The sequence below is a fragment of the Streptomyces sp. NPDC031554 genome (assembly GCF_055580685.1).
In genome coordinates this window covers 13,868-39,283 of sequence record NZ_JBVIKX010000007.1, presented here as the reverse complement: position 1 = coordinate 39,283, position 25,416 = coordinate 13,868, and the positions used below count along the sequence as shown (strand labels likewise).

Annotated in this window: 26 protein-coding genes; 13 read left to right on the top strand and 13 right to left on the bottom strand. The window is 73.6% G+C overall.

Going from position 1 to position 25,416, the window contains the following annotated elements; all coding sequences use genetic code 11:
* Window positions 1–83 precede the first annotated feature (83 nt).
* Window positions 84–494: a hypothetical protein gene (locus ACZ5FU_RS19475; RefSeq protein WP_469045714.1), complete on the top strand. Its 411-nt coding sequence runs from the start codon at window positions 84–86 to the stop codon at window positions 492–494.
* A 55-nt stretch (window positions 495–549) separates the two neighbouring features.
* On the top strand, window positions 550–1,329 hold the full coding sequence (locus tag ACZ5FU_RS19470; protein ID WP_451778702.1) for a hypothetical protein: 780 nt from the start codon (window positions 550–552) through the stop codon (window positions 1,327–1,329).
* A 60-nt stretch (window positions 1,330–1,389) separates the two neighbouring features.
* Here the strand turns inward: ACZ5FU_RS19470 and ACZ5FU_RS19465 are convergent, their stop codons facing one another.
* Window positions 1,390–1,941, bottom strand: a complete 552-nt coding sequence (locus ACZ5FU_RS19465; protein WP_469045711.1) for a GNAT family N-acetyltransferase — start codon at window positions 1,939–1,941, stop codon at window positions 1,390–1,392.
* 399 nt (window positions 1,942–2,340) lie between these two features.
* Between ACZ5FU_RS19465 and ACZ5FU_RS19460 the strand changes: the two genes are divergently transcribed.
* Window positions 2,341–2,772, top strand: coding sequence for an NfeD family protein (locus ACZ5FU_RS19460; protein WP_468837902.1), 432 nt, complete (start codon window positions 2,341–2,343; stop codon window positions 2,770–2,772).
* A gap of 3 nt (window positions 2,773–2,775) precedes the next feature.
* Entirely contained in the window at window positions 2,776–3,828 is a 1,053-nt protein-coding gene (locus ACZ5FU_RS19455; RefSeq protein ID WP_451530252.1) for an SPFH domain-containing protein, read from the top strand.
* A 99-nt stretch (window positions 3,829–3,927) separates the two neighbouring features.
* Here the strand turns inward: ACZ5FU_RS19455 and ACZ5FU_RS19450 are convergent, their stop codons facing one another.
* On the bottom strand, window positions 3,928–4,518 hold the full coding sequence (locus ACZ5FU_RS19450) for a TetR/AcrR family transcriptional regulator (protein ID WP_451530253.1): 591 nt from the start codon (window positions 4,516–4,518) through the stop codon (window positions 3,928–3,930).
* Window positions 4,519–4,685: 167 nt separating this feature from the next.
* Here ACZ5FU_RS19450 and ACZ5FU_RS19445 point away from each other — a divergent pair, with 167 nt between their 5' ends.
* On the top strand, window positions 4,686–5,705 hold the full coding sequence (locus tag ACZ5FU_RS19445) for an aldo/keto reductase (protein WP_468646677.1): 1,020 nt from the start codon (window positions 4,686–4,688) through the stop codon (window positions 5,703–5,705).
* Between the two features lie 42 nt (window positions 5,706–5,747).
* On the opposite strand, the gene ACZ5FU_RS19440 is transcribed toward ACZ5FU_RS19445, so the two are convergent.
* Window positions 5,748–6,164 (bottom strand): SseB family protein, encoded by a 417-nt coding sequence (locus tag ACZ5FU_RS19440; RefSeq protein ID WP_451530255.1) that lies wholly within the window; start codon window positions 6,162–6,164, stop codon window positions 5,748–5,750.
* Between the two features lie 531 nt (window positions 6,165–6,695).
* Between ACZ5FU_RS19440 and ACZ5FU_RS19435 the strand changes: the two genes are divergently transcribed.
* From ACZ5FU_RS19435 to ACZ5FU_RS19425, 3 genes are all read left to right on the top strand, one after another.
* Window positions 6,696–7,313 (top strand): TOPRIM nucleotidyl transferase/hydrolase domain-containing protein, encoded by a 618-nt coding sequence (locus tag ACZ5FU_RS19435; RefSeq protein WP_468646678.1) that lies wholly within the window; start codon window positions 6,696–6,698, stop codon window positions 7,311–7,313.
* Window positions 7,314–7,514: 201 nt separating this feature from the next.
* The gene (locus ACZ5FU_RS19430; RefSeq protein ID WP_469045616.1) at window positions 7,515–8,237 is read left to right on the top strand and encodes a VOC family protein; all 723 of its coding nucleotides are present in this window, start codon (window positions 7,515–7,517) and stop codon (window positions 8,235–8,237) included.
* Window positions 8,238–8,379: 142 nt separating this feature from the next.
* The gene (locus ACZ5FU_RS19425; protein ID WP_469045614.1) at window positions 8,380–9,606 is read left to right on the top strand and encodes an MFS transporter; all 1,227 of its coding nucleotides are present in this window, start codon (window positions 8,380–8,382) and stop codon (window positions 9,604–9,606) included.
* A 229-nt stretch (window positions 9,607–9,835) separates the two neighbouring features.
* Here the strand turns inward: ACZ5FU_RS19425 and ACZ5FU_RS19420 are convergent, their stop codons facing one another.
* The 4 genes from ACZ5FU_RS19420 to ACZ5FU_RS19405 all read right to left on the bottom strand — a co-directional run bounded on the left by ACZ5FU_RS19420 (window position 9,836) and on the right by ACZ5FU_RS19405 (window position 13,525).
* A complete protein-coding gene (locus ACZ5FU_RS19420; RefSeq protein ID WP_468646680.1) occupies window positions 9,836–10,717 on the bottom strand; it encodes an SDR family oxidoreductase in 882 nt (293 codons plus the stop codon).
* A 433-nt stretch (window positions 10,718–11,150) separates the two neighbouring features.
* Window positions 11,151–11,912, bottom strand: coding sequence for a ZIP family metal transporter (locus ACZ5FU_RS19415; RefSeq protein WP_451530260.1), 762 nt, complete (start codon window positions 11,910–11,912; stop codon window positions 11,151–11,153).
* Between the two features lie 111 nt (window positions 11,913–12,023).
* A complete protein-coding gene (msrA, locus tag ACZ5FU_RS19410) occupies window positions 12,024–12,536 on the bottom strand; it encodes a peptide-methionine (S)-S-oxide reductase MsrA (protein WP_451530261.1) in 513 nt (170 codons plus the stop codon).
* Between the two features lie 617 nt (window positions 12,537–13,153).
* Entirely contained in the window at window positions 13,154–13,525 is a 372-nt protein-coding gene (locus tag ACZ5FU_RS19405; RefSeq protein WP_451778689.1) for an STAS domain-containing protein, read from the bottom strand.
* Between the two features lie 167 nt (window positions 13,526–13,692).
* Here ACZ5FU_RS19405 and ACZ5FU_RS19400 point away from each other — a divergent pair, with 167 nt between their 5' ends.
* A complete protein-coding gene (locus ACZ5FU_RS19400; RefSeq protein ID WP_469045613.1) occupies window positions 13,693–14,178 on the top strand; it encodes an ATP-binding protein in 486 nt (161 codons plus the stop codon).
* Window positions 14,179–14,278: 100 nt separating this feature from the next.
* Here ACZ5FU_RS19400 and ACZ5FU_RS19395 read toward each other — a convergent pair whose 3' ends face one another.
* Both ACZ5FU_RS19395 and ACZ5FU_RS19390 read right to left on the bottom strand, forming a co-directional pair.
* Window positions 14,279–14,449 carry a DUF5670 family protein gene (locus ACZ5FU_RS19395; protein ID WP_020131495.1) on the bottom strand — a complete coding sequence of 57 codons (171 nt, stop codon included), beginning with the start codon at window positions 14,447–14,449 and terminating at the stop codon, window positions 14,279–14,281.
* Between the two features lie 180 nt (window positions 14,450–14,629).
* Window positions 14,630–15,643 (bottom strand): LacI family DNA-binding transcriptional regulator, encoded by a 1,014-nt coding sequence (locus ACZ5FU_RS19390; protein WP_451530264.1) that lies wholly within the window; start codon window positions 15,641–15,643, stop codon window positions 14,630–14,632.
* Window positions 15,644–15,941: 298 nt separating this feature from the next.
* Here ACZ5FU_RS19390 and ACZ5FU_RS19385 point away from each other — a divergent pair, with 298 nt between their 5' ends.
* From ACZ5FU_RS19385 to ACZ5FU_RS19370, 4 genes are all read left to right on the top strand, one after another.
* Window positions 15,942–17,252, top strand: a complete 1,311-nt coding sequence (locus ACZ5FU_RS19385; protein WP_451530265.1) for an ABC transporter substrate-binding protein — start codon at window positions 15,942–15,944, stop codon at window positions 17,250–17,252.
* Window positions 17,253–17,342: 90 nt separating this feature from the next.
* Window positions 17,343–18,335: a carbohydrate ABC transporter permease gene (locus ACZ5FU_RS19380; RefSeq protein ID WP_451530266.1), complete on the top strand. Its 993-nt coding sequence runs from the start codon at window positions 17,343–17,345 to the stop codon at window positions 18,333–18,335.
* A gap of 12 nt (window positions 18,336–18,347) precedes the next feature.
* The gene (locus ACZ5FU_RS19375; protein ID WP_451530267.1) at window positions 18,348–19,271 is read left to right on the top strand and encodes a carbohydrate ABC transporter permease; all 924 of its coding nucleotides are present in this window, start codon (window positions 18,348–18,350) and stop codon (window positions 19,269–19,271) included.
* Window positions 19,272–19,377: 106 nt separating this feature from the next.
* Window positions 19,378–20,820 (top strand): GH1 family beta-glucosidase, encoded by a 1,443-nt coding sequence (locus ACZ5FU_RS19370; protein ID WP_451530268.1) that lies wholly within the window; start codon window positions 19,378–19,380, stop codon window positions 20,818–20,820.
* A gap of 332 nt (window positions 20,821–21,152) precedes the next feature.
* Here the strand turns inward: ACZ5FU_RS19370 and ACZ5FU_RS19365 are convergent, their stop codons facing one another.
* From ACZ5FU_RS19365 to ACZ5FU_RS19350, 4 genes are read right to left on the bottom strand one after another with little or no spacing between them, the layout of a single operon-like run.
* The gene (locus ACZ5FU_RS19365) at window positions 21,153–21,599 is read right to left on the bottom strand and encodes a hypothetical protein (protein ID WP_451531287.1); all 447 of its coding nucleotides are present in this window, start codon (window positions 21,597–21,599) and stop codon (window positions 21,153–21,155) included.
* 49 nt (window positions 21,600–21,648) lie between these two features.
* Window positions 21,649–22,881, bottom strand: coding sequence for an ABC transporter substrate-binding protein (locus ACZ5FU_RS19360; protein ID WP_451778678.1), 1,233 nt, complete (start codon window positions 22,879–22,881; stop codon window positions 21,649–21,651).
* Entirely contained in the window at window positions 22,878–23,783 is a 906-nt protein-coding gene (locus ACZ5FU_RS19355; RefSeq protein ID WP_469045611.1) for a hypothetical protein, read from the bottom strand. The genes ACZ5FU_RS19360 and ACZ5FU_RS19355 overlap by 4 nt, the downstream gene beginning before the upstream one ends.
* On the bottom strand, window positions 23,780–25,312 hold the full coding sequence (locus ACZ5FU_RS19350; protein WP_469045609.1) for a VWA domain-containing protein: 1,533 nt from the start codon (window positions 25,310–25,312) through the stop codon (window positions 23,780–23,782). The genes ACZ5FU_RS19355 and ACZ5FU_RS19350 overlap by 4 nt, the downstream gene beginning before the upstream one ends.
* Window positions 25,313–25,416 lie beyond the last annotated feature (104 nt).

Genomic DNA, 25,416 nt, shown 5'->3' with positions numbered 1-25,416 from the left:
CCGCCTCCCCCTCCCGCAGACGGAAAGAAGGCCGGCCCCGCCCCGAGAAGCGAACCACACGCCCTGAGGAAGGGGACATCCCCATGTCGACCAGCGGACACAGCGGTCCGGAGCAGCAGCCGGGCAGCGGCGGCAGCGTGAGCATCGGCTCCATGACCGGAGGATCGGTCGCCGCCGGCAGCCACGGCACGGCGACGTCGTACAACACCACCGGCGCGGGAGCCGATCCCCGGCACGCCGAACTCCTCGCCGCCATCCGCGAACTGCGCGGCGCACTGCCGCCGGTGGCGGACCGCAGCGCCGAGGACGCGACGCTCGACGGCGAACTCGCCGAGGCCGAGGCCGAGATCGCCGGGGCCGGTACCGCCGGCACCGGCCGGCTCACCCGGCTGCTGGGCGACGTGAGGAACTGGCTCGGATCCCAGGGCGCCGCCGTCGGCGCGGTCGCCTCGGCCGCCGCCGTCGTCCAGGGTGCGGCCCAACTGCTCGGCTGATGCGCCGGACCCACCCGATGACGGACCCGCCACCGTGGCACGGAGGACAGCAGCGATGAGAGTGTTCGACATCGAGCGGCAGGAGTGGGGCGGATCACGACGTGAACGCCTCTTCCACGTCGAGCAGTATCTCGACCTGCCGCGCCAGCGGAGCGTCCTGCAACGCACCGCGGTCGTCCTCGCGGTGTGCGGGGTCGCCTTCGGCACGTGGGCCCTGGCCTGGAAGGACGAGCCGGAACCCTACCGTCCGCCGGCCCAGGAGGCACCCGTGGAACCGGGCGCCACCGACGACGGCGCCGCGGAGGAGGGGACGACGGCCGACCCGGGCGTCACCGCGTCGCCGCCGTCCGGCTACGAGATCCTGGACGACTCCGAGGGCTTCCGCATCGCCCTGCCCGAAGGCTGGACCCGCGAGAGCGACCCGTCCCGGTACGGCATCGAGATCGTCGAGTACCGCGCCCCCGACGGCGTCCGCAGGATCCAGATCTTCCAGCTCATGGAGGACTCCCCGCACGCCTCCGTGGTCGAGGCGCAGACGACGGCGAGCGGACTCGACGGGTACCGGGAGATCCAGGTGCGGTACGTGCCGGACCCGTCCGGGAACGAGGCGGCCGAGCACGAGTACACCGCGGACGAACTGAGCGGCGAACCCGCCACCGGCTCCGCCTACCACGTCATCGACCACCGCTTCGAGGCCGTCGACGGGGAGCGCTACGCCCTCATCGCCTACGGCGCGCAGGACGACGGGACCGAGGACGAACGCGAACTGCTCGACACGGCGCGCGCGTGGTTCTGCCCGCCCTCCGTGCAGTGCCCGGCGCCGCAGTCGTCCTGAGCCGGGGCCAGGGGTGCCACGGTCCGGTCCGAACGCGGTCCGGCCCGCGGCACCCCTGCCTCAGGCGGTGCGGGCGTCGCTCCCCGCGGCCGCTGCCGCTCCCGCGGCCGCGGGAGCGGCGGGCCGCGCGGGCGGGAGGAGGAAGTCGAACTCGGGGCGTTCCCATCCCACGGCGGGCGGGTTCGCGGGCGCGGTCCCGGTGCGCACCGCGCCCACGCTCCGGTAGAAGCCCTCGGCCGGCGGATGCGACACCACCCGGACCCGGTCGAGCCCGGCGGCGCGCGCCTCGGCCCGCATGTGGGCGACGAGCAGCCGTCCGATGCCGCGGCCCTGCGCCTCGTCGGCGACGAACAGCAGGTCGAGTTCCCGCGGGGCGAGGAGCAGCGAGTAGAAACCGAGCACACGGCTCCCGTGCCCGTCGTCGGCGACGGCCACGAAAACCCGGTGGGCCTCGATGTAGCCGGGTCCCACCCGGTGGTCCGCGACCATGGCCGCGTACTGCCCCTCGTAGGCCCGCGAGCCGCGCACGAGCCGCGTGAGCCGCTTGGCGTCCTTCGCGACGGCTCGCCGCACGGAGACCGACGCGCCCCGCGGCGCAACACCTGACGTCATACGGAAAGTATGGGACGACGACGACACCGACCGCACCCGCCATCACGACCGAGGGGCTGAAGAGCTGAGGGGCCGAGGGGCCGAGGGGCCCACGGGGAGAGGGCCGGCCTCGACGGCATCGACCCGGCCGTCCCGCGGGGTACGGTCCGCGCCCTCCTCGGACCCGACGCCGCCGATGCGCGGATCGGCCGAACCCGCCGATCGTCCGCGGCGGGGCCGGTTCTCCGGGGCCGCGGGGTGGGTAGAGGTCTCTGCGTGGGAGAGCGTGAGGCGGCCGCCCGACAGCGGTGAGGCGTGCGAGTACTCCTCGCGCGTGCCTTCCCGGTACCGGACGGGCCGTACCGGTGACCACGGGCGGTGTGCCGCCCTCACGCGCTCGCGTCCTCGGAAGGGGGCCCTGTGGAGCCGTGGCTGATCTGGGTGATCATCGCGGGATTTCTCGTCCTGGCGGAGCTCTTCACGCTCACCGCCGCCCTGGGCATGCTCGGCGGGGCCGCGTCGATCACGGCCGGCGCCGCCGCCCTGGGACTGCCCGGGCCCCTTCAGTTCCTCGTGTTCACCGTCGTCGCCACGCTCGGCCTGGTGTTCCTGCGCCCGGTCGCGCTGCGCCACGTGCTGCGGCCCCAGACGGAGCGGTTCGGCATCGACGCACTGATCGGGAAGTCCGCCTACGTCGTCTCCGAAGTGACCGGAGCCGGTGGCAGGGTCCGGATCGAGGGCGAGGAGTGGACGGCGCGCGCCTACGACGAGACGTTGGTGATCCCCCCTGGGACGGCCGTGGACGTCATGGAGATCAGCGGTTCCACCGCACTCGTCTACCCCCGGGAGTGAACCATGCAAGCTTCGGCGTTCCTCGTCGCCGGCCTGATCGTCGCCCTGCTGGCGGTCCTCGTCGTGGTACGGGCGGTGCGCATCGTGCCCCAGGCGCGCGCCCGCAACGTCGAACGGCTCGGCCGCTACCACCGGACGCTGAAACCCGGCCTCAGCCTTGTGATCCCCTTCATCGACCGCGTGTATCCGGTGATCGACCTGCGGGAACAGGTCGTCTCCTTCAAACCGCAGCCGGTGATCACCGAGGACAACCTGGTCGTCGAGATCGACACCGTGCTGTACTTCCAGGTCACCGACCCGCGCGCGGCCTTCTACGAGATCGCCAACTTCCTTCAGGCGGTGGAGCAGCTCACCGTCACCACCCTGCGCAACGTGGTGGGGTCCATGGATCTGGAGAAGACCCTCACCTCCCGCGACACCATCAACAGCCAGCTCCGCGGTGTGCTGGACGAGGCCACCGGCAAATGGGGTCTCAGGGTCAACCGGGTGGAGATCAAGGCCATCGACCCGCCCCAGACCATCAAGGACGCCATGCAGAAGCAGATGCGGGCCGAGCGGGACAAGCGCGCCGCGATCCTCGGCGCCGAGGGACAGCGCCAGTCGCAGATCCTCACCGCCGAGGGCGACAAGCAGGCCGCCGTCCTGCGCGCGGAGGGCAACCGCACGGCCGCGATCCTCCAGGCCGAAGGACAGTCCCGGGCCATCGACGAGGTGTTCCAGGCCGTGCACCGCAACGACCCCGACCCCAAGCTCCTCGCCTACCAGTACCTCCAGACGCTGCCCCACCTCGCGCAGGGACCGGGCAACAACTTCTGGGTGATCCCCAGCGAGATCACCTCCGCGCTCAGCGACGTGTCACGGGCGTTCAGCGAGGTCCTGCCCCGGTCGCCGGCCACACGCGAGAAGAGTTCGGACGGCGGGGCGGCCCAGGCCCAGGCGGCCAGCGACACCGCGCAGGCCGCGGAGGCGGCCGCCGAGGCCCTCGCCGACGCGGCCAGGGCCGACGGCATCACCGCCCGCGCCCTCCCCGAGGACCGGAGCCCCGGACACGAGTGACCCGGCACCGGCCGTCCGGGGCCGGGCCGGACCGGGCCGCGGTGACCGTCGCCGGGGCCAGCCGGGCGGCCGGGCGGCCGGGGGCGGTGGGCCCCGGGGTCAGTGGGGCGGGCGCAGTCCCGCGACGAGGACCTCGACCAGCCGGCGGGGGTCGTAGCGGGGGTCGCTCTCCGCGCCGATGCAGAGGTTTCCGACGCCCCGCATCAGCGCGTAGGCCTCCAGGTCGGAGCGGATCTCCCCGGCGGCGGCCGCGGCTTCGAGCAGGTCGGCGCAGACGGGCACGAGGCGGTCCAGGAAGTAGGCGTGCAGCGTCTCGAAGCCCGCCTCGTCGGACCGGAGCACGGCGGCGAGGCCGTGCTTGGTGACCAGGAAGTCGACGAAGAGGCCGATCCACCCGCCCAGGGCGGCGTACGGGGTCGGGCTCGTCGCCAGCAGCCGCGGACCCGCCTCGGCGCAGGCTTCGACCTGGTGCCGGTAGACGGCGATGATGAGGTCCGCCCGCGTCGGGAAATGGCGGTAGATCGTGCCCACCCCGACGCCGGCCCGGGTCGCGATGTCACGGACCGGCGCGTCCACGCCCGAGGTGACGAAGACCGCGGCGGCCGCGTCGAGGAGGCTCTCCTTGTTGCGCCGGGCGTCCTTCCGCCTGGGTTCCGCCGTCCGTCTCCCGCGCTCGTCGCCGTCGCCCACGTGCGTCTCCTTCCCCTGATCGCCTTGCAAAGCGGAACGCTGTTCCGTATCGTCTTTTCCGGAACGAGGTTCCGCTTTGCTCATGATGCCAGAGCGGGGACCGGCCACCAAGCCGCGCACGCGCACCTCCCCACCCCGCTTCGTCCGTCAACGGAGGAGACACGGTCATGCAGTACCGCACCCTGGGCCGCACCGGTGTACAGGTCAGCACCCTCGCGCTCGGCGCGATGAACTTCGGCGCGCTCGGACGCACCACCCAGGACGAGGTCACCGCCCTCGTCGACACCGCGCTCGAGGCCGGTGTCAACCTCATCGACACCGCGGACGTGTACAGCGGCGGCGAGTCGGAGGAGATGATCGGCAAGGCCGTCGCCGGCCGCCGTGACGACGTCGTCCTGGCCACCAAGGCCGGCATGCCGATGGGCGACGGGCGCAACCACCGGGGCGGTTCCCGCCGTTGGCTGGTCAGCGCGCTCGACGCCAGCCTGCGCCGCCTCGGCGTCGACCACGTCGATCTCTACCAGATCCACCGGTGGGATCCCGACACCGGTGACGAGGAGACCCTGTCGGCGCTGACCGACCTCCAACGCGCGGGAAAGATCCGCCACTTCGGCTCCTCGACCTTCCCCGCCCACCGCATCGTGCAGGCCCAGTGGGCCGCCCGCGAGCACCACCTCGGCCGTTACGTCACCGAACAGCCCAGCTACTCCGTCCTCCAGCGGGGGGTCGAGACCCACGTGCTGCCCGTGACCGAGGAGTACGGGCTCGGCGTCCTCGTGTGGAGCCCGCTGGCCTCGGGCTGGCTGTCGGGCGCCGTCCGCGCGGGCCGGGAGATCACCACCAGCCGCTCGGCGTTCATGCCGCAGCGCTTCGACACCGCCCTGCCCGCCAACCGGGCCAGGCTCGACGCCGTCGAGCAGCTGGCCGAGATCGCCGACGGGGCGGGCCTGACCATGATCCAGCTCGCCCTCGGCTTCGTGACCGCGCACCCCGCCGTGACCGCCGCGCTCATCGGTCCCCGCACCCCCGAGCACCTGCGCGCGCAGCTCGCCGCCGCCGACACCGTGCTCCCGGCCGACGTGCTCGACGCGATCGACGCCGTCGTCGCCCCCGGCACCGACCTCGCCGCGCACGAGAAGCACGACACCCCGCCGGCGCTGCTCGACCCGTCCCTGCGGCGCCGCTGACCGCCGAGGGGCGTTCCTCCGGAGGGCCGGGGGAGCGGCCGGTCACCTCCGGGGCGGCACGAGCAGGACGTGGACGTCCTGGCCGGCGAAGATCAGGCCGTCGGGGTGGCCGAGGTCGATGGCGAGCGCCAGCTCCTCGTCGGTGGGCCAGTTGGCCGCCAGCAGGCCGAGCTGCACCTGGTGCCCGATGTGCACCTCGGGGAGCGTGTGGAGCATGCGCTCCACGGAGGTGAAGACGGGGACCGTGTGCGGCTGCGGCGGGTCGTCGATCACCGGGAGCGTGAGCCTGCCGTCCCGCGGGGAGTGACGGGCGACGAATTCGTCCGGCTCCGGGACCAGGATGTCGCAGGCGACCAGGGTGTCCAGCACCGTCCGGTCGTCGGGCGTGCGGTTGAGGTCGCGCAGCGCCTCCTGGGCGGCCGCCACGAGCAGTTCCTCGGGGATGCTGTCGTCGCGCATGGCTTCACCCCATCGTGGCCCGGCCGGAGCGCCCGGTGCGGAGTGCGCCGGGCGGCGCATGGCTTCCCCTTCCCGGTACCCGGGGCGGGTCGGGCCATGCGAGGGTTCCCGGCCGCGAAGGCTTCCCCGCCCCTCCCGCCCTCCCCCTGCCCCGCCTCGGCGCGAGCCCTTCCCGTCCCGGCGCGAGTCCCGTCCGGTCCGGTCCCGGCGCGAGCCCTTCCGCCCCGCCTCGTCCGGTCCCGTCGGGGGACTCGCTCGTCCCGTCCGGTTCCGTCGGGGACCCGCTCGTCCCGCCCGATCCCGTCGGGGACCCGCTCGTTCCGTCCGGTCCCGCTCCGTCCCGCCCCGGCGCGTGCGCGGGGCGCGGGGCGTCGACCGTCACGGGCTACGACGGCACGCTGCCGCCCCGGCGCGTGCCCGGGGCACGGGCAGGCGAGCGCACACCGCCCGGTTCCCCCGTCGGGAACGCGAGAACGAGGGGCCCCGCATTAATGCCGTGCCCGGACGCCGGCGGTGGTGCAGACTCGCCCCATGGCCGACATGGGGGCGTTCCGGGACGAGGTGAGCGCCTGGGCCGCCGGTGGTCCCGGCGGACCGGCGAGGGAGCTGGCGGCGCGGCTGGGGGTGCGGACCGCGGTGCTGCTCGAAGGCCCGAGCGACCTCGCCGCCGTCGAGGCGCTGGCCGCGCGGCGCGGCCGGGACCTGGCCGCCGAAGGGGTGTGCGTCGTGTCCATGGGCGGGGCGATGAGCGTCGCCCGCCACGCCGACATCCTCGGTCCGCCCGGCCTCGGCCTGCGCCTGGCCGGCCTCTGCGACGAACGCGAGCAGCCCTTCTACGACCGCGGTCTGGAGCGGGCGGGAGCGTCGCGCCGGGACTTCTTCGTGTGCGTGACGGACCTGGAGGACGAACTCGTCCGCGCGCTGGGTCCGGCGAAGGCCGAGGAGGTCGTCCGGGCCGAGGGCGACCTCCGCGCCTGGCAGACCTTCCTGCACCAGCCCGCACAGCACGGACGGCCCCGGCAGCGGCAGTTGCGGCGCTTCCTCGGCACGAAGAAGGGCCGCAAGATCCGCTACGGCCGCCTCCTGGTCGAGGCCCTCGCCCCCGACCAGGTGCCGGCCCCCCTCGACGACCTCCTCGGGAGCCTGTGACCGGCGGCCCCGTGAGCCGGCGGACGGGGTCGCCGGCCCGGCGGCGACCGGGCGCCGTCACAAATGAGTTGCCCCCGTGACGCCGCCTGGGCAGGGTCGGCGACGTCCGGCCACGACCTGATGGAAGCAGCCCCCGCCGGTGAACCGCCCCGCCCGACCGGGCGGGGGGACGGCGATCCGGCAGATCGGAGACCCCGAGCAATGCCCTCCCGCCTGCACGCGCTCACCTTCGACGCGAACGACCCGACCCGCCTCGCCCGTTTCTGGGGCGACTTCCTGGACTGGGAGAGGACCGGCGACTCCCCTGACGGGGTCCAGCTCCTGCCCGGCGACGACACGGGGTTCCGGATGCGGTTCCTTCCGACGAGCGAGCGGAAGACGAGCCAGAACCCCCTGCACTTCGACCTGACGAGCACCTCCCTCGACGACCAGCGGCGGACCGTGGCGAAGGCGGTCGCCCTCGGCGCCCGCCACATCGACATCGGTCAGCGCCCGGAGGAGGACCACGTGGTGCTCGCCGACCCCGAGAGCAACGAGTTCTGCGTCATCGGGCCGGACAACGCCTTCCTCGCGGACTGCGGATTCATCGGGGCGCTCGCCTGCGACGGTTCGCGGGACGTCGGTCACTTCTGGAGCCGGGCACTGGACTGGCCGCTGGTCTGGGACCAGGACGAGGAGACCGCGATCCGCTCCCCGCACGGCGGCCCCAAGATCACCTGGGGCGGCCCGCCGCTGATGCCGAAGACCGGGAAGAACCGGCTCCGCTTCGACCTCGCGCCGCCCGCCGACGGCGACCGGCGGGCGGAGGTCGACCGGCTCGTCTCCCTCGGCGCGCAGCGCGTCGACACCGGCCGGGGCCGGACCGACCGGGTGGTCATGGCCGACCCGGACGGCAACGAGTTCTGCGTGCTGTCCCCTCGGTGACGGGACGGCCCGGCCGTCCGTGACGTCGCGGCACCAGCGGATGATCGTCTTCCTCCGCCCGCCACCAGCGTGTACGTTCGAACGGAATCAGCGCAGGGTGATCATCGCCCTGCCGCACCCGCGCGAAAAGAACACCTCATCCATGGACCTGGCCACCCGCCGCCGCAGAACGGCGTTGTTCCTCCTCTTCCTCGTACCCGGTCTGTCGATCTCCTCCTGGGTGACACGGACGCCCGACATCAGGGATCTGCTCGGCGCGTCGACCGCGCAGATGGGGATCATCCTGTTCGGGCTCTCCGTCGGCTCCATGATCGGCATCCTCGGTTCCGGAGCGCTGGTGGCCAGGTTCGGCACCCGGCCCGTCATGGGCGCGGGAACGCTGCTGGTCATCCTCAGCATGGCGGTCGTCGGTGGCGGGGCGATGCTCGCCTCCGCCCCCGTCGTCACCGCCGGCCTGTTCCTCTTCGGCGCCGGCATGGGCGGGGGAGAGGTCGCGGTCAACGTCGACGGCGCCGAGGTCGAACGGCTGGCGGGGCGGACGGTACTGCCCACGCTCCACGGCTTCTTCAGCCTGGGCACCGTGGTGGGAGCCGCGTGCGGCATCCTGTGCACCGCGGCCGACGTCCCGGTGCAGTGGCACCTGGCCGCCGTCGTCGCCGTCACGGCCGGCATGCTCGCCCACGCCCTGCGCGCCGTCCCCGGCGGTGTGGGGAAGGCCCGGCACCGGGACCGGCTGCCCGACGGTGCCGCCGCGCCGGCGCGGGCCGAGGTCTGGAAGGACCGGCGGCTGCTCATGATCGGCGGTGTCATCCTGGCCATGGCGCTGGCCGAGGGGGCCGCGAACGACTGGCTGCCCCTCCTCATGGTCGACGGTCACGGCGTCGACCCCGCCCTGGGTTCCGCCGTCTACACGGGGTTCGCCGCCGCCATGACGATCGGCCGCTTCGGCGGCGGCTTCCTCATCGACCGCGTGGGCCGCGGGCCCGTCGTGCGGGCCAGCGCCGTTTCGGCGACCCTCGGCATCGCCGTCGTCGCCTTCGCCGACTCCGCCCTCCTGGCGGGCGCCGCGGTGCTGCTCTGGGGCGTGGGGGCCTCGCTCGGCTTCCCCGTCGCGCTCTCGGCGGCCGGCGACTCCGGTCCGGAGGCGGCGGCCCGAGTCAGCCTCGTCGCCATGATCGGTTACGTCGCGTTCCTCGTCGGCCCGCCCGGCCTCGGTTTCCTCGGCGACCACTACGGCCTCCGCACCGCCATGCTCGTCGTCCTCGTCTTCACCGCCGTGGCCGTCGCCCTCGCCCCCGCCGTCGGCACCCGCCCCGCCACGACCCCGCACACGCCCGGTCCCGATCCCGACCCCGCGGTGCGTCCCTGACGCCGAGGCCACGGCCGACACCACGGCCGACACCACGGCCGACGCCCCGGTCGCCGCTGCCGCCTCCCGCGCCCCCGGCCCCGCCCCGTCCACCCCGGTGACGGCGGTGAAGGAGACCGGCCTCGTCGGCACCCCCGACACCGTCCTGGTGCCCGGCAGCCGGCGGCGGGCCGGGGCCGCGGTCCGGGGCGACGGACCACGGCCCGGCCGTCCCGCCGCTCCTCCGTCGTCAGGCGGGGGGTGCCGGGGACCCGGCCCGGCCGCCCGCTCCCAGGAAGCCGGTGGCCTCGAAGGGGTGCGCGGCGGCCAGCCGGGGCAGTTCCCGGCGGGAGAGCAGCGTGACCACCGGCGGCATGGCCGCCCGGACGAGTTGCGTGGCCCGCAGCCAGGACGGCACGTAGACGGTGGGACGGCGCCGCTCGACCGCGCGGACCAGCCGTTCCGCCACGAAGGGCGCGGGATGCACCTTGCGGGCCGGCGGGGGCATGTGGCCGCGCAGTTCCCGCAGCACCGCGTGCGCGTCGACGTCGCGGATCATGTCGGTGTCGGTCCAGTTGATGTAGGCGACGCCCACACCCACGCGCCGGTGGGCGACCTCGGCGCGCAGGGAATGGCAGAACGACTCGACACCCGCCTTGGACGCGCAGTAGGCGCTCATCATCGGCGCGGCTCCGATGGAGGCGAGCGACGCCACCTGGAGGAAGTAGCCGCAGGTGTCGAACAGCGCCGGCAGATGGACGCGGGCGGTGACGGCACTGCCGACCAGGTTCACCTCCACCACCCGGCGCCAGATCGCGGGGTCCGACTCCGCGAAGGGCCCGCCCTCCGCCAGGCCGGCGTTGGCGACCACCACGGACGGTGCCCCCAGCCGTTCCCTCACCTCGTCGGCGACCTCCGCCATGCGGTCGTCGTCGGTGATGTCCACCTCCCAGCACAGCGACTCGGTCGGCAGCCGTTCCCGGACCCTGGCCAGGGTGTCCTCCTCGCGGCCCAGCAGCGCCACCCGGACGCCGCGGTCGGCCAGCCGTACGGCGATCGCCTCCCCCAGCCCCCGTGCCGCTCCCGTCACCACCGCCGTACGGCCGCGCAGCGGGCTCACGTTCCTCGTCACGCGGCACCCCCTCGGCGGCCCGTGGCCGTCCTCGTGGTCGCCCTGGTCAGTCGCGCCTTGCCCATGTGAGAGTCCATTCCGATCCGGCCGGGAGCGCCGTCGACGGCCCGCTCCCAGCCTGACCGCCCGGCCCGCCGCCCGCACCCGGACGGCCGGCTTCCGCACCCGGCCGGCTCTCGACGCGGGCACACGGCCCAGCGGACGTCCCTCCCGGCCGGAGGGACCCCGGACCGGGGACGGCACCCCGTGGCGGGACCTTGTGGCGGGCCCCCGTGGCGGGGGAGGAGGACGGCGAACGGGTGGCCGCCGGACCGTCCGCGGAACGGCCCGCCCCCGGGGCGTCGCCGACGCTCCTCGGCCGGAGGCCACCTGACGGGGCGGCGGTTCGCCGGCGCACGCGGTTCCGGCCGGACCGGCCGGTCTCCGACGGCGGTCAGGCGTGGGAGAGGGCGAAGGAGACGAGGAAGCCGCTCACGGTGATTAGCCCGATGGCCAGGTGGGCGTCCTCGAACGCCTCGGGAATCATCGTGTCGGCGATCATCGCGAGGATCGCCCCCGCGGCCACCGCGGTCACGGCGGCGATCACCGTCGGGGAGAAGTGGCCGATCACCGTGTAGCCGAGGACGGACGAGACGGTGCTCGCGGCCGCGATCGCGCCCCACACCCCGAAGACGTAGGCCTTGCCGCGCCCGGCCTTCCTCATCCCCGCCGAACTGGACAGCCCCTCGGGGACGTTGCTGATGAAGACCGCGGCGACGGTCACCAGACTGACCGATCCGCCGTCGAGCAGGCCCACCCCGATGACCGCGGACTCCGGGACGCCGTCGAGCAGCGCGCCGAGCGCGAGCGCCAGGCCCGAACCGCTCTGCTGAGCCTCCGTGGGCTGTGCCCGCGTCCGCCGGTGGCCGGAGCGCTTGCGGTGCCGGGCGCCCCGGGCGGCCAGCCACACGTTGCCCGCGGTGTAGGCGGCGGCGCCCGTCAGGGTGCCGACCGCGGCAGGGGCGAGCCCCGCCTCGTCGTACGCCTCCGAGACCAGTTCGAAACTGACGGCCGACAGCAGTACTCCCGCCCCGAAGGCCATGACCGTGGCGATCACCTTCTGCGGCACCCGCAGACCGAACCCCACCGCCGCGCCCAGCAGCAGCGCCGAACCCGCCACCAGCCCCCACAGACCCGCCAGTACCACTTCTGTCATGAGCCTCGGGTACCCGGCGCGGGCGGCACCCTCCGGTGGGGACGCGGTGGTGTGACCGGAAGCACGGAGGCCGCCCCGCCTGACGAGGCGGGGCGGCCGGAGCGGGCGGGGTCAGACCGCGTCGCGCCTGGGCAGACGCCAGTCCGGGCGGGGGAAGTGGCAGGTGTAGCCGTCCGGGTAGCGCTCCAGGTAGTCCTGGTGCTCGGGCTCGGCCTCCCAGAACTCGTCGGCCGGGACGACCTCGGTGACGACCGGGCCCGGCCACAGGCCCGACATGTCGACGTCGGCGATCGTGTCCTCGGCGATGCGCCGCTGTTCTTCGTCCAGGTAGAAGATGGCGGAACGGTAGCTGGCGCCGATGTCGTTGCCCTGCCGGTTCTTCGTGGTCGGGTCGTGGATCTGGAAGAAGTACTCGAGGAGGGTGCGGTAGTCGGTGGCGGCGGGGTCGAAGACGATCTCGATCGACTCGGCGTGGCTGCCGTGGTCACGGTAGGTCGGATGCGGCGTGCCGCCGCCGCTGTAGCCGACCCGTGTGCTCAGGACGCCCGGGAGCTTTCGGATCAGGTCCTGCATGCCCCAGAAGCAGCCGCCGGCCAGCCACGCCTTCTGCTGGTCGTCACTCATCACGGGATCTTCCTTCCCTCGTTCGCGAGCGGGACGCTCGCGTGCGGTCGGACCGGTAACCCGTACGTCGACGAACTTCGGCGGAGCGGGCGGTGACCCCATCGTCTCACCTCAAATCGTCACCAGTCAAGCAAGTGACGGCGTGGGTGGCGCTCCCCGCGTTCCTCACGGTCCCCGGCGGTTCCCTCGCGGCCGTCCGGTCGCTCCCGTGGTCCGGTGGGTCCGGGGGAGCCGTCCGCACGGTGTTCTCCGTCGCGGCCGGCGCCACCCGTGCGGCGGCGTCGGGTCCGTCCTGGACGGCTGCGCCACCCCCGGCCGGCCGGGGGTGGCGCCCGGAACGGGGCCCGTCCGGACCGGACGGCCGGCCCCGCAAGGAGCCCCCTGCGCCGATGCCGCGACCGCGCCGGGACCGTGCGCCCCGTCATCATGGAGGGCGGCGGCCGTCACCCCGGTGATCCCGGGTTCGGCGGGACGACCCCGCACGGGTCCGCGCCGCGCCGGACCCGTGCGCCGCGGACACGGACGCGTGCGGTGGCGCCCGACGGCGACACCCCCGGGGGCCTCCTCCGGCCCTCGGGCGGAAGGCGTACCGGGGTGGGTGGGGCGTGCCGGGCGGGTCAGGGGTTGCTCAGGGCCTGCTCGACGGTGGCGTGACAGGGGATGACCTCGTCGATCCCCACGATGTGCAGGACGTGCAGGACCGACGCCCGCGCGCCGGCGATGCGCAGCCACCCCGCGGTCGCGCGGACGGCCCGGTGGGCGACGACGAGGACGTTGATGCCGCTGGAGTCCATGAAGGTGACGCCGCTGAGGTCCACCACGATCCGTGACGGCGCCGCCGCCCCGTACCGCGGCGACAGGGCTTCGTCGAGCACGTGCTTGACGTCGTGGTCGATCTCGCCGCGCACGGTCACGACGCGTACGCCGTCGACCACGCTCTGCTCGACGACGAGCCCGTCCGGCCGGTCTGCTTTCGGGATGTCGGTCACCGTCTCCTCGACTGCGTCTACGCTTGCTCCGGGTCAGGACCACGCGTGGATGATTCTGCCTCACCGCCCGGGCGGGGGGCACGCGATCGCCCGTTCCGGACGGTGCATCCGGGGCAGACGTAGTCACCTGGTGGGACATTCGCGCTCGGGTGGACGGGGAGTCAGGCATGCTGGTGGGATCCGAGGCCGAGGACGGCGACTGCAGGGCGCCCGGCGACCTTCCGTTGCGCGCCGGCTTCGCCCTGGGCGGGGACGACGGCTGCATCGCCGAGGCCCGCCGCCACGCCACCGCCTTCCTCGACCAGGCCCGTGACGGTCACCGATCGGCCGTGTCCGCCCGCGCGAGGGACCTGACCCAGCTGGTGGTCAGCGAACTGGTCACCAACGCCCGCAAGTACGCTCCCGGCCCCGTCCTGATGGAGCTGCGGATCACCGCCGGCAGCGTGGAGGTGACCGTGTGGGACAGCGACCCCACGGTCCCCGCCGCGCGGACCACGGATCCGGCGAGGATCGGCCAGCACGGGCTGGAGATCGTCAAGGCGGTGACCGAGGACCTGTCGGTCCGTCAGGAGGCGGTCGGCAAAAGGATCACCGCCCGCATCCCCCTGGCCGACGGGACCGCCGGCGGTGCCGTCGGGCGCGGACCGGTGTGACGGCACCGCCGCCGGTCCGGTGCGACGGCACCACCGGTCCGGGCAGGGCTGTGGGCCCCGGGATCGCCCGGGGCCCACAGCCCTGCCGCCGTCCAGCGGGTCACCAGCGGTACCAGCGGCCCTTGCGGCCGCCGGTGCCGGCGCTGCGCATGACGAAGCCGAGCAGCCACACGACCAGCACGATGACGGCGATCCACCACAGTGCCTTCAGCGCGAAGCCCGCGCCGAAGAGGATCAGGGCCAGCAGGAGAACGAGAAGCAGGGGAACCATAGTTATCAACCTCCGCCGCTCCTGGTGCCCGGCGAACGGAAGAACACACAGCCCGAACACCTGGTTTCTTCACCGGACTTGCGGGCACCCCCCGCACTTCCTTCACCGGTGCCCGCCGCGTCCCGGACCGCGAGGTCCTCGGCAGGCTCCCGCCGCGCGTCCGGCACGGCGCGGCGCCCGTCACGACGACTCGCGCACCACCAGCTCGGTCGGCAGCGTCAACTGCTGCCGTTCGGCGCCGTGTCGGGTGATGTCGGTCAGGATCCGGGCCATCGTCCGGCCCACTTCCTCCACCGGCTGACGCACCGTGGTCAGCGGCGGGGCGGTGTGGCGGGCGAGCACGGAGTCCTCGAACCCGACGACGGCGACGTCGGCCGGCACCCGCAGCCCCCGGCGGCGCAGTTCGGCCATGGCCCCGACGGCCATGAGGTCCGACGCGGCGAACACGGCGTCCAGCTCCGGCGCGCGTTCAAGAAGCGAACACATCGCCCGCCGCCCGCCCTCCTCGGTGAAGTCGCCTCCCTCGACCAGGGATTCGTCGGCCTGCTCGCCCGCCTCGCGATGGGCGTCGCGCCAGCCGGCCAGCCTGCTGCGGCCGACGTCCATGTCGAGCGACCCGGTGATGGTGGCGATGCGGCGCCGGCCCCTGTCCAGCAGGTGCCGGACGGCCGCCGCGGCGCCCCCGGCGTTGTCGGACTCGACGTAGCTCAGCCGCTCCCGCTCGTCCCTGCGGCCGGCCAGGACCGTGGGCAGCCCCATCTCCTCCAGGATGCCGGGCAGCCGGTCGTGCGCGTGGACCGAGACCAGCAGGACGCCGTCGACCCGGCGGGTCGCCACCGACGTGGTGAGCTGGTCCCGTTCGAGCTGGTCGCGGACGAGCGTGAGCTGCAACTGGGTCCCGGCCTCGGCGAGCGCCGCGCTCACACCGCGGATCAGGGCGGCGAAGAACGGCTCCGATCCGAGCCGGCTCTCGGACTCCGGGATCACCAGCGCCACCGAGTCGGTGCGGCTGGTCACCAGGCCCCGGGCCACGGAGTTGGGGATGTAGTTCAGTTCCTCGATCGCCGCCAGCACCCGCTCCCGGGCGTCCGCGCTGACGAGGTCCGAGCCGTTGATGACGCGGGACACCGTGGTCCGCCCCACCCCGGCGCGGGCCGCGACGGTTTTGATCGTGGGCTGACGGTTCCCTGTCATGTGCTCCTCCGGACGGCTACCGCGACGGCGGCGCCGCGGACGTGACCAGCGGCAATTGTGGCAGACGCCACGATGGCGGCAGCACCCTCGCCGGGTCGGGAAACGAACGCCGGACGTCCGGTTCGGCAACGAATTGTTTTCAAGTCATTGACATGGCCGCCCGCTGCCACGAGTCTTCCATCCGCCGGTGGGAACGTTCCCACCGTCTGGTGGGCACGTTCCCATCGCTCATTGTCACGCCATGGCCCCACCCATACCGCCACTCCGGTGCGTCAGCGCCGTCGCTAGGAGGACATTCATGAGCACTCACAGGACCCCGCGCACGCGAGCGGCCGCGGTCGTCGCGGCCGCCGGTGCGCTCGCGCTCGTCGTCGGCTGTGGAGGCGGTGACGACTCGGCGACGGGTGGCGGCAAGAAGGACGGCAAGGTCACCATCACCATGGGCATGTACGGGGTGATGGGCTTCAAGGAGACGGGCCTGCTCGAGCAGTACGAGAAGGAGAACCCGAACGTCGACATCAAGGCCGAGGTGGCCGGTGACGAGCAGACGTACTACACCGCGCTGCAGACCCGGCTGGCCGGCGGCAAGGGTCTGAAGGACGTCCAGGGCATCGAGATCGGCCGCGCCAAGGAGATCGTCGACACCCAGGCCGACAAGTTCGCGGACTTCTCCGACGTGACCGGCGCCGACCACTTCCTGCCGTGGAAGCAGTCCCAGATCACCACCGCGGACGGCAAGGTGCTCGGACTCGGCACCGACATCGGCCCCATGGCCGTCTGTTACCGCAAGGACTACTTCGAGAAGGCCGGCCTGCCCACCGACCGGGAGGAGGTCGCCAAGCTCTGGCAGGGGGACTGGAAGAAGTACGTCGAGGTCGGACGCACCTTCAAGAAGGACTTCAAGGGCGGCGAGGTGGCGTACATGGACGCCGCGAGCGGCCTGTTCAACGCCATGGTCTACGGCTACCCCGAGCAGTACTACGACGCCAAGGGCGAGCTGATCTACGACAAGAACCCCGTCGTCAAGGAGGCCTGGAACCTCGCCGCCGACGCGGCGGAGGCCGACCTGACCGCCAAGCTCCGCCAGTTCCAGCCCGGTTGGGACCCCGGCCTGGCCAACGGCACCTTCGCCACGACCGTCTGCCCGGCCTGGATGCTCGGCCACATCGGTGAGAAGGCGGGCGCCGCCAACAAGGGCAAGTGGGACGTCGCCAAGGCGCCCAAGGGCGCCAACTGGGGCGGTTCCTTCCTCGGGGTCGTCGAGCAGAGCCCGGTGAAGGAGGAGGCCAAGAAGCTCGTCGCCTGGCTGACCGCGCCCGAACAGCAGGCGCACATCTTCGAGAAGCAGGGCAGCGTCCCGTCCTCGCAGAAGGCGCTGGAGATGCCCGAGGTGCAGAACGTCACCTCCGAGTACTTCAACAACGCCCCGATCGGCCAGATCTTCGGCGCGGCCGCCCGGGAGATCCCCGACAAGCAGGTCCTCGGCCGCAAGGACGGCACGATCAAGGACATCTTCTCGCAGGGCCTGACCCTCGTCGAGCAGCAGGGCACCTCGCGCGACAAGGCCTGGAGCACCACCGCGGAGCGCATCGAGAAGGCGGTCGGCTGACCCCTCGGTCCCACCGCCCGCCCGGGCCCGCGCACTTCGCCGGCGGGCCCGGGCGGCCGGCTCACCCTCCGCTCTCAGAAAGGAACTCCGGTGGCCACCTCCATCACCAAGGCCCAGGCCGGCGAGGGGCGTCGAGGACCGTCCCGGCCGGACGGCGGCGGCTCGGGCCGGCGGCGCGGCGCGCTGCTGCACCGGCTGGACGTCAAGGGCGCGCCGTACGCGTTCGTCGCCCCGTTCTTCGTCGTGTTCGCCGCGTTCAGCTTCTACCCCCTGATCTACACCTCCTGGATCTCCCTGCACCGGGTGGAACTGGCCACCCTCGACGTCATGGAGTGGGTGGCGTTCGACAACTACGTCGCCCTCTGGAACGACTCCCGGTTCTGGAACGCGACGGCGAACACCATCACCATCGGCGTCATCTCCACCGTGCCGCAGCTGCTGATGGCGCTCGGCCTGGCCCACCTGCTCAACTACAAGATGCGCGGCTCGCTCTTCTTCCGCATCGCCTCGCTCGTCCCCTACGCCACCTCGGTCGGCGCCGCCGCCCTCGTGTTCACCATGCTGTTCGAACGCGACTTCGGCATGATCAACTGGTCGCTCGGTCTGGTCGGGCTGGACCCGGTGAACTGGGAGGCCGACAAGTGGCCCGCCCAGGCCGCGATCTCCACCATCGTCATCTGGCGCTGGACCGGGTACAACGCGCTGCTGTACCTGGCCGCCATGCAGGCCATCCCGGCCGACCGCTACGAGGCCGCCGCCATCGACGGAGCCTCCCGCTGGAAGCAGTTCACCCACGTCACCGTGCCCGGCATCCGCTCCACCATCGTCTTCACCATCGTGCTGTCCACCATCGGCGCGACGCAGCTGTTCGGCGAACCGCTGATCTTCGGGCAGGGGCCCAACGGCGTGACGGGCGGCGCGGACAACCAGTACCAGACGCTGGGGCTGCTGCTGTACGAGGAGGGCTGGAAGAACTACCAGATGGGCCGCTCGGCGACCGTCGCCTGGGCGATGTTCCTGCTGCTCGTCCTCGTCTTCGTCACGCAGCGCCTGATCAAGCGCCTGCGCTCCCGCACGTCCTGACCAGGAGTCCCCATGACCACGGAAAGCCTGCCGGTCCGGGCGGACGCTCCGGCCCGGACCGCCTCGAGGAAGCCCGCCGCCCGCGACGGCCGGCGGTTGTTCGGCCAGCGCGCCGGCCGCCAGCACCACGCGGGCCCGCTCGCCTACGTCCTGCTCGCGATCACGGCCGTCGTGTCGATCTTCCCGCTGTACTGGACCATGGTGGCCGCCTCCACCGACAACACCCGCGTCAGCCAGACGCCGCCGCCGTTCCTCCCCGGCCCGAACCTCTTCAGCAACCTCGCCCGCGCCTGGGACGAGGCGGCGATGGGCAAGGCCATGATCAACAGCCTGATCGTGGCCGGCGTCATCGCCCTGTCCACCGTCATGTTCGCGACGCTGGCCGGCTTCGCCTTCGCCAAACTGCGGTTCAAGGGCCGCAACGTCCTGCTCATGCTGGTGATCGGCACCATGATGGTGCCGCCGCAGCTCGGTGTCGTGCCGCTGTTCATGATGATGTCCGAGCTGGGCTGGTCGCAGGAGCTGCCCGCCGTCATCTTCCCCACCCTGGTGAGCGCGGTCGGCGTCTTCTTCATGCGGCAGTACCTGTCGGAGGCGCTGCCGGACGAGCTGGTCGAGGCCGCCCGCGTGGACGGCGCGCACTCCCTGCGGATCTTCTGGAGCATCGTGCTGCCCGTGGCGCGCCCCGCGATGGCCGTCCTGTTCATGATCACGTTCGTGCACGCCTGGAACGACTTCTTCTGGCCCTTCGTGGTGCTCGACATGACCAACCCGACGGTGCCCGTCGCCCTCACCCAGCTCAGCGCCGGATACGTCCGGGACCAGTCCCTGATCATGGCGGGCGCGCTGCTCGGCACACTGCCGCTGCTGGCGATGTTCGTCGTCTTCGGCCGTCAGATCGTCAGCGGCATCATGGCGGGCGCGGTCAAGGGCTGACCGGCACACCGGCACACCGGCCGGCCACCGGTTCCGCCCCGCACCCGCCCCTCACCGGCACACCCGCCCACCCACTCACCCACTCACCCACCCGGAAAGGACCCACGTGGTCACCGCAGCACACCAGCACCCCGCTCCCGGTCCGGAGACCCCCCGCACCTTCCCCGAGGGATTCCTCTGGGGTTCAGCGACCGCCTCCTACCAGATCGAGGGGGCCGCCGCGGAGGACGGCCGCACGCCGTCCATCTGGGACACCTACGCCCGTACCCCGGGCCGGGTCCGCAACGGCGACACCGGTGACATCGCCACCGACCACTACCACCGCTGGCGCGAGGACGTCGCGCTGATGGCCGACCTCGGCATCGGCGCCTACCGCTTCTCCCTCGCCTGGCCCCGGATCCAGCCCACCGGCCGCGGTCCCGCCGCGCAGAAGGGCCTGGACTTCTACCGGCGGCTCGTCGACGAGCTGCTGGACAAGGGCATCCAGCCCGTCGCCACCCTCTACCACTGGGACCTGCCGCAGGAGCTGGAGGACGCCGGCGGCTGGCCGGAGCGCGCCACCGCCGAGCGGTTCGCCGAGTACGCGGCCCTGGCCGCCGACGCGCTCGGGGACCGGGTGAAGACCTGGACCACCCTCAACGAACCCTGGTGCAGCGCCTTCCTCGGCTACGGCTCCGGCGTGCACGCCCCCGGCCGCACCGACCCGGTCGACGCGCTGCGCGCCGCCCACCACCTCAACCTGGCCCACGGCCTGGCCGTCCAGGCACTGCGCGACCGCATCCCCGCCGACGCCCGGTGCTCGGTCACGCTCAACCTCCACCACCTCCGTCCGCTCACCGGCGACGACGCCGACGCCGACGCCGTCCGCCGCATCGACGCGCTGGCCAACCGGGTCTTCACCGGACCGATGCTGCGGGGCGCCTACCCGGAGGACCTCCTCAAGGACACCGCGCCGCTGACCGACTGGTCCTTCGTCCACGACGGCGACCTGGGGCGGATCCACCAGCCGCTGGACTTCCTCGGCGTCAACTACTACACGCCCACCGTGGTCTCCCGGGCGGACGGCAGCGGCACCCACACCTCGGACGGGCACGGCCGGAGTTCCCACAGCCCGTGGCCGGCCGCCGACGACGTCGCCTTCCACCAGCCCCCGGGCGAGACCACCGCCATGGGCTGGGCCGTCGACCCGAGCGGCCTGCACGAACTGCTGGGCCGACTGGCCTCGGACTTCCCCGGACTGCCGCTGGTCATCACCGAGAACGGTGCCGCGTTCGACGACTACGCCGACCCCTCCGGCGACGTCAACGACCCCGCCCGCATCTCCTACCTGCGCGGCCACCTGGCCGCCGTCCACCAGGCCATCGCGGACGGCGCGGACGTGCGCGGCTACTTCCTCTGGTCGCTGCTCGACAACTTCGAGTGGGGATACGGCTACAGCAAGCGTTTCGGCGCCGTCTACGTCGACTACCCGACCGGCACGCGCATCCCCAAGGCCAGTGCCCGCTGGTACTCCGAGGTCGCCCGCACCGGCGTGCTCCCCGGCGCCTGATCCCCCGCCCGGCGGACGCCGCACCGCGACGCCCGCCGGGCCCCGGCCGCCGAGTCCCGGAGGCGGTCCCGTCCTCCCCGTGGAGCCCGGCTCCTCCCGGCGGGCAGGCCCCGTACGGCGACCGACCCGGGCCTCGGCCGTCCCCGGCCGTCCCCGGCCGCGGGGCCGGGCCGTCCGGTGGCCCCGGCCCGCCGCCGACGGGTTTCGGCGATGTGCCGGGGCCGAGAGGGCCGGGGCCCGTCGCCGGGAGGACCGGCCGGGGCGGCCGCGGCCGCCCCGCGGGCGGTGACGTTCCCCGAGCCGCGACGAGGGGGCGCCCGCGCGCCGGGAGGTCAGCAGGCGTCGTACTTCCAGCCGCCGTCCTCCAGTGCCCACGGCTGCTCCCGCTGGTCGAACTCGGGCAGGCCCTGGACCTTGTAGCTGACGCGGCCGAGCTCGCCGGACACCTCGGCCCGTACGTCGGTCGCCGGGTGGTCCGGCCCGTGGTCGGCCTTCGCCCGCCGCACGACGGCGGCGTACGCGTCCGCGCCGATCTTCTCGCGGCAGCGCGCGGAGAGCATGCCGTACGCGGTGTCGGTGTCGCCCGCGAAGTAGGCCGAGGTGTAGACGGCCGCGGCGGCCTCCAGGTCGTCCCCCTCGTGCTCCCGCGGAACGGCGACGGTCTGCTCGGCGTCGGCCGGACCGGAGTCGCTCGCGGACGCGCCGTCGTCCTTGCCGGACGAGCAGGCCGTGAGCGCGAGGAGCCCCGCGGCGACGATGACCGAGGCGCGAGTGCGCATGATGTCCCCCAGAACGGTGTGGTCGAGGGGAAATCGTGCCACAGCGCCGTCAGGCCGTCGTGGGGCCGGTGCCGCACACCGGCAGTGCCGGGCGCGGTCCGCCGCTCAGCGCCTGCAGGGCCCGCAGCTGCTCGTCCAGCCGGTCGGGCGCGACGAGGAAGCGCAGGACCGCCTGGTGGAAGGCGTCGCGCAGGGCGGGGGGCATGGTGTCGGAGGCGTCCCAGCACAGATGGCGCTCGGAGCCGCGCAGGATCGAACCGACCTTCCGTTTCAGGGGATCCCGCCGGCCGTCCGGAGCCGCGGCCTTCCTGTTGGCCGAGAAGTCCGGCAGCCCGGTGCCGGGGTCGGCCAGGAAGCGGATCAGCTGCCGGGCCTCGTCGGTCGCGTTCAGCAGGGCCGCGAGGTCGCCGGAGACCTCCCACCGGTCAGAACCGCCTTCCGCGCCGGGGATCACCTCGGCGGAGTGGACGAAGTCGCCCGCGACGCGCTTCCAGTGGGCGTCCCGGAACGACCCCTGGTGCTCCAGGCGTTGCCGCGGGCAGTCCCGGCCGAAGTCGTCCTGGAGCACCCGGTCGACACGGCTCCTGTCGCCCGCGCCCACCATGTCGCCCCACGTCCGCCAGGCCCTGCGCACCCGGGGGTCCGTCCACGCGATGCCGCCGGTCGCCCACCGCTCGTAGACCCGGGGGCCGGACTGCTGGAGCAGGACGTCCTCCACCCAGTCGGTGCCCGGCCAGCCGGAGGTCGCGCCGGACCCCATGGCGAGGCACCAGCCGCCGGGGTCGGCGGCGAGCCGGGAGACGCGGTCCGCCGACAGGCCGCCCGCGTGCCAGACCATGCTCTTCAGACCGGTCTTGACCGGCAGCCAGTAGGTGCGTTCCCGGCCGTCCCCGCCCGCCACCTTCGGCATCCACACGCGGTCGTAGGCGCCGGCCTCGAACAGGCCGTCCAGCGGTGCCAGCCGGCCCTCGGCCGCGTAGGCCATCAGCTCGCCCGGACCCGGCAGCACGACCACGTCGGGCTGGGTCCCGGCCGCCAGGTCGGCGGCCAGCACCTGGCTCAGCGCGGAGCTGCCCTGGTAGACGACGTCGATGCGGTACTCCTCCTCGAACCGCCGCATGGCCCGCTCGAACTGGTCCTTCTCGTCACCGCTCCAGTTGGCGAGCACGGTCACCGAGCCCGTCCAACCGCGCGCCCACCGCACCCCGGCGACCACCCCGGCCGCGAGCAGGGCCAGACAGACGCAGACGACGCCGAGCGTACGGGGCCGCGGGCGTCTCATCGCGGGGCCCTGAACCGGTACTCGGCGATGCGCGGCCACAGCCCCACCCATATCAGCGCCATCAGCAACGCCCCTCCCACGAGGATCCATTCGGACAGGGACGCCCACAGACCCGCGTCCGCCATGTGCCGCCCCACGTCCGCACCGGTCTCGGGGATCGCGTCCGCGGACCGGGCCGTGCGCAGCTCCGCGAGGGAGTCGCGCATCGCCGCGTGCGCCCGTACGGTGAACCAGCCCAGGACCGCCACCCCGCTCGCGCACAGCACCGTGGCGGCGAGCAGGGGCGGGTGCACCGCGCTGCGGAAGCGGAGCCGCGCGAAGCGCTGCGCCTCCACCAGCGCCGCGCACAGGGCGAGGCACAGCACCAGGACCGCGCCCCAGCCCAGCCACAGCGGCCAGGGGAAGGAAGCCTGCCGCCGGGCGACCCGCACCTGTTCGGCGCGCAGCTCGTCGAGGCGGTCGACGATGTCGTCGCGGCCCTGTCCGGCGTAGTGCAGGTAGGCCCGGCGCAGCGACGCGTCCGGCTCCTTGCCGGCGCGTTCCACCCAGGCCGAGTAGACGGTGATCAGCCCGGTGACGGTCTGCAGGGTGTGCCGGTCCGCCGGGCCGGTGACGTTCTCCGCGGCCGCGACGGCGATGCTCTGATGGGCGACCGACAGCTGCGTGTGGAACTCGCCCGTCGTGTCACCCGCCACCCCGCCCCCCTCGACGGCCGCGTGCGCGCGCTGCAGCGCGGTCCTCGCGGTGTCCACGGCCAGGATCCCCGGCGTGCTCGACGACGCCAGCGGCACCGTGTCGTCGTGCACGCCCCGGTAGGCGGCGAACAGGGCGACGGTGGTGACGGCCCCGAGGACCAGCAGCAGCCGGAGCCTGCGGACCAGGTCCCGTCCGGTGGTGCTCACGGCCGCCCCCGGAGTCCGTGCCCGCACCGGGGGCAGAAGCGCGCCGCGGCCGGCACCTCCCCCTCGCAGGCCGGGCACCGCAGCGTCGTCGGCCCCGGACCGCCGGCGAGCACCGGGTCGGCGGTGTCCGACGCGGGGCCGTACGTGCTGTGACTGCTGGCGGTGATCAGGTGCTCGAAGTCGACGGCCGCCACGCCGGGACGCAGCCGGACCCGCCCCGCCGCGGGGTCGTCGATCTCCACGAGCCGCTCCAGCCGGCCGAGCGACTGGTCGGCGCCGATGGCGTGGGCGAGCCGCACGGCCCTGCCCAGATGATGCTGTGCCGCGTCGCGCTCACCGGCGCGGTGGGCGTCGGTGGCGGCCGCGACGGCCTCGCCGAGCCGCTGGTGCTGCTCGAAGTGCTCGACGTGGACGTCGCTGTGCCCGGACAGCGCCGCGTCGTCGGTCCAGTGCACCAGGCACGGCCGGGGCGGCGTGAGCTCCACCCCGCCGCCGGGTACGTCGAGGGAGACCACCGCGAGCTGGAGGTCCTCCCCGCGGGGCCGCCCGGTGGGGTCGGCGGACAGGCACAGCTGGTAGCGGCGGGTCTCGTCGCCCCACGCCCGGGTGACGAACCGTCGCGTCCCGTCGTCGTCCGTGCCGACGGGGGCGAGTTCCACCTCGGTGGGGAAGACCTGCTTGAGGTAGCGCACCCCCGCCCCGGCCATGGGGGTCACCGAGATCACCAGTTCGGGAACGCTCTTGGCGAGCAGCCGGTGCATCAGCTGTTCGTACTCGCGCGCGAGCGTCGCCTCCTCCCGCACGGAGGAGGTCCGGCCGTGCAGACGGCTGGTGATGCGCAGCAGTTCCCGGCCGTCCCAGCCGTCGCCGATGCCCCAGGCGTCGCACACGAAGCGTCCCGCGCAGGCCTCCAGGACGTCCGCCAGCGGCATCAGGTCGTCGTGCTGGTTCTTGCCGTCGGTCAGCAGCAGGACGTGCCCGATGGGCGCGTCGGTCTCCGTCAGCAGCCGGCGCGCCAGGTCGAGCCAGCTGCCGATGCAGGTGCCGCCGCCCGCGACCAGGCGGTGCACGGCCCGTTCCGCCTCCGCACGGTGCCGGGCGTCCGCCCGGGCCATGCCCGGTGCCGCCGGATACACCATGCTCGCCGACTGGGTGCCCCGGACCACGGCGAAGGGGGTGCCGTCGGGGAGCAGCCGCAGCGCCGCCACGGCGGCCTGGTGGGCCGCGCGCAGCTTCTCCTGCGGATAGGCCATCGAACTGGAGCAGTCCACGACCAGCACCTGTGCCAGCACGGGACCCGCGGCGCCGCCGCCGGTGCCGTCCGCCCGCACGGTCACGATGGCGTGCATCTGCGGTTCGCCCGCCCGGCCGGACAGGTACTTCCACTGGCTGATGTCGAGGCCGGCCGAGGCGCTCCCCGCCACCCCCGCGCCGCCCGTCCCCGCGCCGTGCGTGCCGGCGTCGGTCGCGGCCGTGTCGTCCGTCCCCGCGCCGGCCGGTTCCCCGTTCGCGGATGCCCCTGTGTTCACGGTGTCGGTGCTCCTCGCCCTCGTCGGCGGCCCGTCGGCCCGGTCCGGCCCGCCGGCGTGCCGCCCGCGGGCCCGGTGCGCGTCGTGCAAGTGCCTCCCCCGCG

Coding starts and splice junctions, on each gene's coding strand:
- ACZ5FU_RS19475 (WP_469045714.1), top strand. CDS start 84: ATGTCGACCAGCGGACACAGCGGTCCGGAGCAGCAGCCGGGCAGCGGC.
- ACZ5FU_RS19470 (WP_451778702.1), top strand. CDS start 550: ATGAGAGTGTTCGACATCGAGCGGCAGGAGTGGGGCGGATCACGACGT.
- ACZ5FU_RS19465 (WP_469045711.1), bottom strand. CDS start 1,941: ATGACGTCAGGTGTTGCGCCGCGGGGCGCGTCGGTCTCCGTGCGGCGA.
- ACZ5FU_RS19455 (WP_451530252.1), top strand. CDS start 2,776: ATGCAAGCTTCGGCGTTCCTCGTCGCCGGCCTGATCGTCGCCCTGCTG.
- ACZ5FU_RS19445 (WP_468646677.1), top strand. CDS start 4,686: ATGCAGTACCGCACCCTGGGCCGCACCGGTGTACAGGTCAGCACCCTC.
- ACZ5FU_RS19440 (WP_451530255.1), bottom strand. CDS start 6,164: ATGCGCGACGACAGCATCCCCGAGGAACTGCTCGTGGCGGCCGCCCAG.
- ACZ5FU_RS19435 (WP_468646678.1), top strand. CDS start 6,696: ATGGCCGACATGGGGGCGTTCCGGGACGAGGTGAGCGCCTGGGCCGCC.
- ACZ5FU_RS19430 (WP_469045616.1), top strand. CDS start 7,515: ATGCCCTCCCGCCTGCACGCGCTCACCTTCGACGCGAACGACCCGACC.
- ACZ5FU_RS19425 (WP_469045614.1), top strand. CDS start 8,380: ATGGACCTGGCCACCCGCCGCCGCAGAACGGCGTTGTTCCTCCTCTTC.
- ACZ5FU_RS19415 (WP_451530260.1), bottom strand. CDS start 11,912: ATGACAGAAGTGGTACTGGCGGGTCTGTGGGGGCTGGTGGCGGGTTCG.
- msrA (WP_451530261.1), bottom strand. CDS start 12,536: ATGAGTGACGACCAGCAGAAGGCGTGGCTGGCCGGCGGCTGCTTCTGG.
- ACZ5FU_RS19400 (WP_469045613.1), top strand. CDS start 13,693: ATGCTGGTGGGATCCGAGGCCGAGGACGGCGACTGCAGGGCGCCCGGC.
- ACZ5FU_RS19395 (WP_020131495.1), bottom strand. CDS start 14,449: ATGGTTCCCCTGCTTCTCGTTCTCCTGCTGGCCCTGATCCTCTTCGGC.
- ACZ5FU_RS19390 (WP_451530264.1), bottom strand. CDS start 15,643: ATGACAGGGAACCGTCAGCCCACGATCAAAACCGTCGCGGCCCGCGCC.
- ACZ5FU_RS19385 (WP_451530265.1), top strand. CDS start 15,942: ATGAGCACTCACAGGACCCCGCGCACGCGAGCGGCCGCGGTCGTCGCG.
- ACZ5FU_RS19375 (WP_451530267.1), top strand. CDS start 18,348: ATGACCACGGAAAGCCTGCCGGTCCGGGCGGACGCTCCGGCCCGGACC.
- ACZ5FU_RS19365 (WP_451531287.1), bottom strand. CDS start 21,599: ATGCGCACTCGCGCCTCGGTCATCGTCGCCGCGGGGCTCCTCGCGCTC.
- ACZ5FU_RS19360 (WP_451778678.1), bottom strand. CDS start 22,881: ATGAGACGCCCGCGGCCCCGTACGCTCGGCGTCGTCTGCGTCTGTCTG.